The sequence below is a fragment of the Micromonospora sp. NPDC126480 genome (assembly GCF_040302465.1).
Classification (GTDB): Bacteria; Actinomycetota; Actinomycetes; order Mycobacteriales; family Micromonosporaceae; genus Micromonospora.
Genome location: NZ_JBEORU010000054.1, coordinates 1 through 8,963 on the forward strand (window position 1 = coordinate 1; position 8,963 = coordinate 8,963).

7 protein-coding genes and 1 pseudogene are annotated in these 8,963 nt (G+C 74.3%); 7 read left to right on the forward strand and 1 reads right to left on the reverse strand.

All coding sequences use genetic code 11. The annotated features are described in order from the left end of the window. Positions 1 to 249 precede the first annotated feature (249 nt). On the forward strand, positions 250 to 1,506 hold the full coding sequence (locus ABTW87_RS29840) for an SGNH/GDSL hydrolase family protein (protein WP_350654726.1): 1,257 nt from the start codon (positions 250 to 252) through the stop codon (positions 1,504 to 1,506). A gap of 144 nt (positions 1,507 to 1,650) precedes the next feature. Here the strand turns inward: ABTW87_RS29840 and ABTW87_RS29845 are convergent, their stop codons facing one another. Further along, positions 1,651 to 1,980 carry a cupin domain-containing protein gene (locus ABTW87_RS29845; protein ID WP_350654728.1) on the reverse strand — a complete coding sequence of 110 codons (330 nt, stop codon included), beginning with the start codon at positions 1,978 to 1,980 and terminating at the stop codon, positions 1,651 to 1,653. Between the two features lie 212 nt (positions 1,981 to 2,192). On the opposite strand from ABTW87_RS29845, the gene ABTW87_RS29850 reads away from it, so the two are divergent. The 6 genes and pseudogenes from ABTW87_RS29850 to ABTW87_RS29875 all read left to right on the forward strand — a co-directional run. Next, complete coding sequence (locus tag ABTW87_RS29850; protein WP_350654730.1) at positions 2,193 to 3,845, forward strand: carbamoyltransferase family protein; 1,653 nt, start codon at positions 2,193 to 2,195, stop codon at positions 3,843 to 3,845. Beyond that, positions 3,842 to 4,843 (forward strand): glycosyltransferase family 2 protein, encoded by a 1,002-nt coding sequence (locus ABTW87_RS29855; protein WP_350654732.1) that lies wholly within the window; start codon positions 3,842 to 3,844, stop codon positions 4,841 to 4,843. Before ABTW87_RS29850 ends, ABTW87_RS29855 begins: the two co-directional genes overlap by 4 nt. Before the next feature lie 38 nt (positions 4,844 to 4,881). Continuing rightward, positions 4,882 to 6,528, forward strand: coding sequence for an HAD-IIIA family hydrolase (locus ABTW87_RS29860; RefSeq protein ID WP_350654734.1), 1,647 nt, complete (start codon positions 4,882 to 4,884; stop codon positions 6,526 to 6,528). 29 nt (positions 6,529 to 6,557) lie between these two features. Further along, complete coding sequence (locus ABTW87_RS29865) at positions 6,558 to 7,541, forward strand: glycosyltransferase (RefSeq protein ID WP_350654736.1); 984 nt, start codon at positions 6,558 to 6,560, stop codon at positions 7,539 to 7,541. Next, positions 7,526 to 8,743: a glycosyltransferase gene (locus ABTW87_RS29870; RefSeq protein ID WP_350654737.1), complete on the forward strand. Its 1,218-nt coding sequence runs from the start codon at positions 7,526 to 7,528 to the stop codon at positions 8,741 to 8,743. Before ABTW87_RS29865 ends, ABTW87_RS29870 begins: the two co-directional genes overlap by 16 nt. Further along, positions 8,743 to 8,963: pseudogene (locus tag ABTW87_RS29875) on the forward strand (phosphoheptose isomerase); the annotation flags it as partial. The gene ABTW87_RS29870 and the pseudogene ABTW87_RS29875, both read left to right, overlap by 1 nt.

Here is an 8,963-nt window from a genome sequence, read left to right on the forward strand (position 1 = left end):
GTCGCCGAGCACTGGAACAGCTGACCACAGACCTTCCTCACAGGGGGAAATGAAAGCCGCTGGCCGGCACCCGAACCCGGGTGCCGGCCAGCGGCATCTGCGCGGTCGAGACGAAGCGGACCGGGCGCGTCACCAGGGTTGATGTTTCGTTCGGGGGGCGGAGTTGTTACAGGGCATTGACGTTCGTCGTGTGGAAGTGATCTGATCCCCAAACCCAGAGGATCTTTCGCATTTCGATAGGGGCGTCACATGTCCAAGTTGCGTCGTACGGTCCTGGCGGCGGGGATCGCCGTCGTCGCGGCCGCCTTCTCGGCGGCGATCGCTCCATCCACTCCGGCCGGGGCGGCACCGCCAACCGCCGCCGTGGCCCTCGGAGACAGCTTCATCAGCGGCGAGGGCGCCGGGGCGTACGCGTCGGTGGTCGACGTCAACGGCGTGGCCCAGGCCTTCCCGGGCTGGTCGGCGCCGAACAGCAACGCGTACTTCTGCCACCGTTCGCCGAACGCCTCGCTGTTCAAGGCGGACCTGCCCGGCATCGCCGCCCGGTTCAACCTCGCCTGCTCCGGCGGGCAGCCGTACGACATCGCCAACGCCTCGGCGACCCGGACCAAGGGCCGGCAGGTCGCCTCCCAGCTCGACCAGTTGCGGGCGGTCGCGCAGACGCACGACATCGACCTGGTGCTCGTCGGGCTCGGTTCGAACAACAGCTCGTTCACGTTCGGCGGCGTCGCCGAGAAGTGCGCCAACCGGTTCATCGCGGATGCCTGGACGGGGTGGTGGGAGTTCTGGGCGTACCTCGGCGGGCCGGTCGAGCAGAAGCCCTGCACCGACGCCGACCTGGCGACGGCCGCTCAGCTCACCGCGGCGACCGCCGAGACCACCGCGGCGGTGCGGCAGATCCTCACCACACTCGCCCAGGTCGACGCCGACGGACAGCACCGGGTGGTGCTGCAGGACTACACGAACCCGCTGCCGCCGGAGCTGGCCAGCACCTACTGGACGGAGGACAACCGCGACGACACGCGGGACAAGTTCCGCGCGCTCGGCGCGGAGCGGTACGCGGCCGGCTGCCCGATCCACCGGGCCAGCCTCGCGCCCGGCCACCGCTTCTCGCAGGGTCTCGGCACCCTGGTCAGCTCGGTACGCACGGCGATCGCCGCGGAGTTCCCGAACGCCGATCTGGTCCACCTCAACGTGCAGCGCGCCTTCGACGGCGCGCGGCTCTGCGAGTCGGCCGGCAGCCCGGGCAACGCACTGGCCACCCCGATCCGTCTGATGGACGGCCCGACCGGTGTCTTCGTCACCAGCCTGTCCGGCAAGGACAAGATCGACATCCAGCGGATCGCGAACGCCTGCGTGACGTACTTCCAGACCTGTCAGGAGTCCTGGCACCCGAACGCGGCCGGTCACCAGGTGCTCGGCCACTGCCTGACCGGCGCCGCGGCGACGAGCACCCGTTCGGTGTCCTGCGTCCGGTCCTCGAACGGCACCGTCGCGGTGGGCTGACCCCGTCCTCCGCAAGCTCAGGCGGGTGCCTCGCGGCACGGTCCACCAGGCCGATGCCGCGGGGCACCCGTCACCCGCACCGGCTCGATCGCAGGGCGACCGGCCGGTGCCGGGGCGTGACGGGCGCTGGGCGGCGCCCCGCGGTCAGCCGAGCGCCACGGTGAGCAGCACCGCCGAGTCCTCGTCGGCGTGCAGCGAGTGGTGGGCGTCCGGGATCACCAGCAGGTCCCCTGTCGCGCCGGTCCAGGCGTGGTCGTCGGCGACGAGCCGGACCCGTCCCCGCAGCACCTGAAGCGTTGCCTCGCCGGGGCTGGCGTGCTCGGCCAGCCCGTGCCCGGCGGCCAGGGCGATCAGGGTCTGCCGCAGCCGGCTGCCCTGGCCGCCGTGCACGGTCTGGGCGCTGCGCCCGTTCTCCGTGGCGCGGGCGATCGTCAGCTGCTCCTCGGTCAGCGCGGTGAGCGAGGACGGGGACATGAGGCACCTCCGGGACGGCGATCGTCGACGGCCACCAATCTGGACCGACCTGTGGCTCTTTGCCCAGCTTCGTCGCTTGACCTGCTCACCGCCAGGGGCTTTGGTCCCACACCCGGGAATCCTCCACAGCGGACGTTGCGCCCGGTGGAGGATGCGTCGAGAAGTCGATGATCTACAGGTTAGGTCCCGGACGCCGGGGTACCGACTGGCGCATGCGCGTCCTTGGAATCAACGCGATCTTCCACGATCCGGCGGCCGCCCTGGTGGTCGACGGTCGGGTGGTGGCCGCCGCCGAAGAGGAGCGGTTCAGTCGCCGCAAGCACGGGAAGCGCCCCGTCCCCTTCGCGGCGTGGGAGCTGCCCGAACTCTCCGCCGCCTGGTGCCTCGCCGACGCCGGGCTCGACGTCGACGACCTCGACGCGGTCGCCTACTCGTTCGACCCCGGGCTGTGCCGCCCGGCGGAGAGCCTGGGGCTCGCCGACCCGTGGGACTGGCTGCGGGTCGAGTACGCGCAGCGCGCCCCGCAGTTCCTCGGCGCCGCCCTGCCCGGCCTGGACCCGGCCAAGGTGCGGTTCGTTCCGCACCACGTGGCGCACGCCGCCTCCGCCGGGCTGGCCGCGCCGCCGGCCGGCGACGACACCGCGGTGCTCGTCCTCGACGGGCGTGGTGAGGTGGCCAGCCACCTGGCCGGCGTCTACGCCGACGGCCGGCTCGAGCCGCTGTACGCGCAGGAGCTGCCGCACTCCCTCGGCCTGCTCTACGAGGACCTGACCCGGCACCTGGGCTTCCTGCACTCCAGCGACGAGTACAAGGTGATGGCGCTGGCCTCGTACGGCGAACCGAAACACCTCGGCCTGCTCCGCGAGCTGGTGCGGGTCACGCCGGAGGGCGGCTTCCGCGTCGAGCGCATCGACTGGGGCAGTCTCGCCAAGGCGCGCCCGGCCGACGGGGAGATGACCGGTGACCACGCGGACCTGGCCGCGAGCGTCCAGGTCCGGTTGGAGGAGGTCATCCTCGACCTCGCCCGGTGGCTGTACGACGCGTCCGGCGGCGCCAGCACCATCGCCATGGCCGGCGGGGTGGCGCTGAACTGCGTGGCCAACGCGCGGTTGGCGGCACAGGGCCCGTTCCGCGACGTCTGGGTGCAGCCGGCGGCCGGCGACTCCGGCACCGCACTCGGCGCCGCGCTGCACGTCGCCCGCGACCTCGGCGACCGGCCGGTGCCGATGGGCGGCGTCGACCTGGGCCGCGGCTGGTCGGACGACGAACTGGAGGCGGAGCTGCGCCGGGCCGCGCTGCCCTACCACCGGCCCGACTCGATCGCCGCCGAGGCGGCCCGGGTGCTGGCCGGCAACGGCATCGTCGCGTGGTTCCAGGGACGAAGCGAGTACGGCCCGCGCGCGCTCGGCCACCGCTCCCTGCTCGCGCACCCCGGCGACCCGGACACCACGCGGCGGATGAACGACGTCAAGGGCCGCGAGCAGTTCCGGCCGATCGCACCGATGGTGCGCGCCGAGCGGGCGGCCGAGATCTTCGAGGGGGTCTTTCCCAGCCCGTACATGCTCTTCGTGCACAACGTGAAGGCCGGGTGGCGGGACCAAGTTCCGGCGGTCACCCACGTCGACGGCACCGCCCGGGTGCAGACCGTGCACGTCGACACCGAGCCGCTGGTCGCGGAGCTGCTGGCCGAGTTCGAGCGGCTCACCGGACTGCCCGTGGTGGTGAACACCTCGCTGAACACGGCCGGACGGCCGATGGTGGACACGCCCCGCGAGGCGATGGAGCTGTTCGGCTCGGCGCCGGTGGAGCTGCTGGCGATCGGGCCGTTCGCGGTACGGCGCGGCGCGCTTGGCGGTGCCCGTTGATCAGCGTCGTGGTGCCGACGCTCGGCCGGCCGAGCCTCGCGGTGCTGCTGGACGCGCTCGCCGCGCAGGCCGGCGAGCTGCCCGATCCGGAGATCCTGCTCGTCGACGACCGGGGCGGGGAGGCCGGGGAGCTGGCGGTGCCGGGGGCGCTGTCCGCGTACACCAAGGTGTTGACCGGGTCCGGCGCGGGGCCGGCGGCGGCCCGCAACGTGGGCTGGCGCGCGGCCCGGTCGCCCTGGATCGTCTTCCTTGACGACGACGTGGTGCCGGCGGCGGACTGGGCCCGCCGGCTGGTCGCGGACCTCGAGGTCGGCGGGCGGGTCGGTGGCGTGCAGGGCCGGGTCGAGGTGCCGCTGCCGGCCGGCCGCCGCCCCACCGACTGGGAGCGCGGCACCGCCGGGCTCGCCGAGGGCGCGTGGATCACCGCCGACATGGCCTACCGCCGCGCGGCGCTGGCCGACGTGGGCGGCTTCGACGAGCGGTTCCCCCGGGCCTACCGGGAGGACGCCGAGCTGGCCCACCGGGTCCGGCTCGCCGGCTGGGAACTGGTCCGCGGCGGGCGTGCGGTGACCCATCCGGTACGGCCCGAGGACCGCTGGGTGAGCCTGCGGGTCCAGCGCGGCAACGCCGACGACGCGCTGCTGCGCCGCCGCTACGGGCCGGCCTGGCGGGAGGACCTGGAGCTGCCGCCGGGCCGGCGGCACCGGCACGTCGCGATCACGGCCGCCGGTGCCGTCGCGGTGGTGGCCGCCGCCCTGTCCCGGACCACCGACGGTACGCCTCGACGACTCCTCACCGCCGTCTCGGTGGCCGCCGGTGCGGGTTGGGTGGCGGGCACGGCGGAGTTCGCCCACGCCCGGATCGCGCCCGGCCCCCGCACCGCCGACGAGGTCACCACGATGGCGCTGACCAGCGCACTGATCCCGCCGCTGGCGGTGACCCACTGGGTACGCGGCTGGTGGCGCACCCGTGACGAGCGTCCCCGGGCAGGGCGCTGATGTTTACGCAATCGCTTGCCAAGGGCAACTGCTGCCGTATGGAAAGTAATCCGTCACGTCCACGCCTGTTTGATGCGGTGTTGTTCGACCGGGATGGGACGTTGGTCGAGGACGTGCCGTACAACGGGGATCCGGAGAAGGTGCGGCCGGTGCCGGGTGCGCGGGTGGCGTTGGACGGGTTGCGGGCGGCGGGGTTGCGGCTGGGTGTGGTGACGAACCAGTCGGGGTTGGCGAAGGGGTTGTTCACGCGGGCGCAGATGGCTGCGGTGCATGCGCGGATCGAGCAGTTGTTGGGGCCGTTCGACGCGTGGTTGGTGTGTCCGCATGATGATGGTGACGGGTGTGGGTGTCGTAAGCCGGCGCCGGGGTTGGTGCGGGCCGCGGCCCGGGAGTTGGGCACTGTTCCCGGGCGGTGTGTGCTGGTGGGGGACATCGGTCGGGATGTGGGTGCGGCGTTGGCTGCGGGGGCGCAGGCGGTGTTGGTGCCCACGGCGGTGACCCGGGCGGTGGAGGTTGAGGCGGCGCCGTGGGTGGCGGTGGATCTGCCGGGTGCGGTCGCGGAGATCCTGCGGCGGCAGGCGGCGGTGGACCCGGTCACCTACCAGCCGCCGGCCGGCCGGCGGGCCGGTGGGCGGGCCGGCCGGCGGGCCGGTGGGCGGGCCGGTGGGCGGGTCGGGACGGTGTTGGTGGTGCGTTCCGATTCGGTCGGGGACGTGTTGGTCACCGGTCCCGGGATCCGGGCGGTGGCCGCCGGCGCGCGGCGGGTGGTGCTGCTGTGCGGGCCGCGTGGCCGGGCGGCCGCCGATCTGCTGCCCGGCGTCGACGAGGTGATCGAGCACCGGCTGCCCTGGATCGATCCCGATCCCGGCCCCGTCGACGCCGCCGACCTCGGCGCTCTGACCGGGCGGCTCGCCGCCGTGGCCGCCGACGAGGCGGTCATCTTCACCAGCTACCACCAGTCCCCCCTGCCCCTGGCCCTGCTGCTGCGCACCATCGGCGTCACCCGCATCGCCGCGATCAGTGACGACTACCCGGGCAGCCTGCTCGACATCCGCCACCGCGTCCCGACCGGCGTACCCGAACCCGAACGCGCCCTGTCCCTCGCCGCCGCCGCCGGCTACGCCCTACCCGACCACGACGAACCCACCCTGCGCCTGCGGCCGGACCTGCTCGACGGGCCGCTCCCCCACCCGGCGCTCACCGAGCCGGGCTACGTCGTCGTCCACCCCGGAGCGTCGGTGCCGGCGCGGGCCTGCCCGCCGCACCGGTGCGCCGCGATCGTCGCCGCGCTCACCGACGCCGGTCACCGGGTGGTGGTCACCGGCGCACCGCACGAGCGGGAGCTGACCGCGTACGTGGCCGGCGACCGGGCGGTGGACCTGGGCGGGCGTACCCCGCTCGCGGAGCTGGCGCGGGTGCTCGCCGGCGCCCGCGCGGTCGTGGTCGGCAACACCGGTCCGGCCCACCTGGCGGCGGCGGTCGGCACGCCGGTGGTCAGCCTCTTCGCCCCGACCGTCCCGTTCGGACAGTGGGGGCCGTGGCGGGTGCCCGTCGTCCGGCTCGGCGACGCCGGCGCCGGCTGCCGGGACACCCGGGCGTCGGCCTGCCCGGTGCCCGACCATCCCTGCCTCGCCGGGCTGGATCCGGGCGAGGTGGTGGACGCGATCCGCCTGCTGGCGGCCTGAACCCGGGACGACTTCCGCTGAGGAGAGCCATGAACATCCTGCTCTGGCACGTGCACGGCTCCTGGACGACGTCGTTCGTCCACGGTCGGCACCGCTACCTGGTGCCGGTCACGCCCGACCGCGGCCCGTACGGTCTCGGGCGCGCCCGCACCTACCCCTGGCCCGACCGGGCGGTCGAGGTCACCCCGCAGGAGCTGGCCACCACCGACGTGGATCTGGTGATCCTGCAACGGCCGGAGGAGTTCGACCTCGCGGCGCGGTGGCTCGGCCGGCGGCCGGGCCGGGACGTCCCGGCGATCTACGTCGAGCACAACACGCCGAAGGGGGACGTGCCGGACACCCGCCACCCGATGGCCGACCGCGAGGACCTGCTGATCGCCCACGTCACCCACTTCAACGAGCTGTTCTGGGACGCCGGCGCCACCCGCACCACCGTCATCGAGCACGGCATCGTGCCGCCCCGCGCCGGGTGGAGCGGCGAGGCCGACCGGCTCGCCGTGGTGACGAACGAGCCGGTGCGCCGCTGGCGGGTCACCGGCACCGACCTGATGCCCCGCTTCGCGCGGGTCGCCCCGCTGGACGTCTTCGGCATGGGGGTCGCCGGCCTGCCCGACGCGCTCGCCCGGGCCGGCCACCCCGGCCTGCCGGTGACCGGGCACGACGACCTGCCGCAGGACCGGATGCACGCCGAAGTGGCACGGCGACGGGCGTACCTGCACCTGTGCCGGTGGACCTCGCTCGGGCTGAGCCTGATCGAGGCGATGGCGATGGGTCTGCCGGTGATCGCGCTGGCCACCACCGAGGCGGTGGACGCGGTGCCGGCCGACGCCGGAGTGCTCTCCACACGGGTGGACACCCTCGTCGAGGCGACCCGATGGCTGATGACGGACCGCGACGCGGCCTCCCGCCTGGGGGCCCGGGGTCGCGAGGTGGCGAAGGACCGGTTCGGGCTCGACCGGTTCCTCGCCGACTGGGACCGGCTGATGGAGGAGGAAACATGCGCATCGCGATGATCTCGGAGCACGCCAGCCCGCTCGCCGTCCTCGGCGAGGAGGACGCCGGCGGGCAGAACACCCACGTGGCGGAACTCGCCGCCGCGCTGGTGGGCGAGGGCCATGACGTGCGCGTCTACACGCGCCGGGACTCCACGGCCCTGCCGGACACGGTGCCCACACCGGACGGCTACCAGGTGTGCCACGTGCCCGCCGGCCCGGCGCTGCGGCTGCCCAAGGACGACCTGCTGCCGCACATGGGCGAGTTCGGCCGGTGGCTCGCCGAGCAGTGGCGCGACGGCGGCTGGACCCCGGACGTGGCACACGCGCACTTCTGGATGAGCGGGCTGGCCACCCTGCACGCGGGACGGCGCACCGGAGTTCCGGTGGTGCTGACGTACCACGCCCTCGGCGTGGTCAAGAAGCGCCACCAGGGCGCCCGCGACACCAGCCCACCAGGCCGGATCGGCTACGAACGGGCCCTGGGTCGGGCCGCCGACCGGGTCATCGTGCAGTGCCAGGACGAGATCGGCGAGCTGGTCCGGCTGGGTGTGCCGCGCTCCCGGATGGCGCTGGTCCCCTCGGGCGTCAACCAGGCGATGTTCCGCCCGGACGGGCCGGTCGCACCGCGCGACCCCGCCCGCCCCCGGATCATCACGGTCGGGCGGATGGTCGAGCGGAAGGGCTTCCTCGACGTGGTCCGCGCGATGCCGGCGGTGCCGGCGGCCGAGTGCGTGGTGGTCGGCGGGCCGCCCGCCGAAAAGCTCCCGGGCGACGCGTTCGCCCGCCGGCTGCGCGCGGTCGCCGAATCCTGTGGTGTGGCCGACCGGGTGCGGCTGGTCGGCGCGGTGCCCCGCGAGGAGATGGGCCGCTGGTACCGCTCCGCCGACCTCCTGGTGGCCGCCCCCTGGTACGAGCCGTTCGGGCTGACCCCGCTGGAGGGCATGGCCTGCGGCGTGCCGGTGGTGGGCACCGACGTCGGCGGGATCTCCGACACCGTCGTGCACGGTCTGACCGGTGACCTGGTGCCGCCGCGCGACCCGCGGGCGCTGGGCGCGGCGATCCGGCGGCTGCTCACCGACAAGGTGCGGCGGTTCGCGTACGCGACGGCGGCGTTGGACCGCATCCGGAGCCGGTACTCGTGGAAGCGCTGCGCCGAGCAGCTCGGCGCCGTGTACGCCGCGGTGACCGCCGTCAGCCGCCCCACCCCGGCGGTGGCCTGATGACGCCGGCGCTGTCCGTCCTCGACGGTCACCTGGCGAACCTGGCCGCCGCGCTGCTGCCGTACCGGCAGGCGGCCGAGCGGCTTTCCGGGTGGGGCACCGAGCTGGCCTGGACCCTGGGGCGCGGTGGGCGGCTGCTGGTGGCCGGCAACGGCGGCAGCGCCGCCGAAGCCCAACACCTCACCGCCGAACTCGTCGGCAAACTCCGCCACGACCGCCA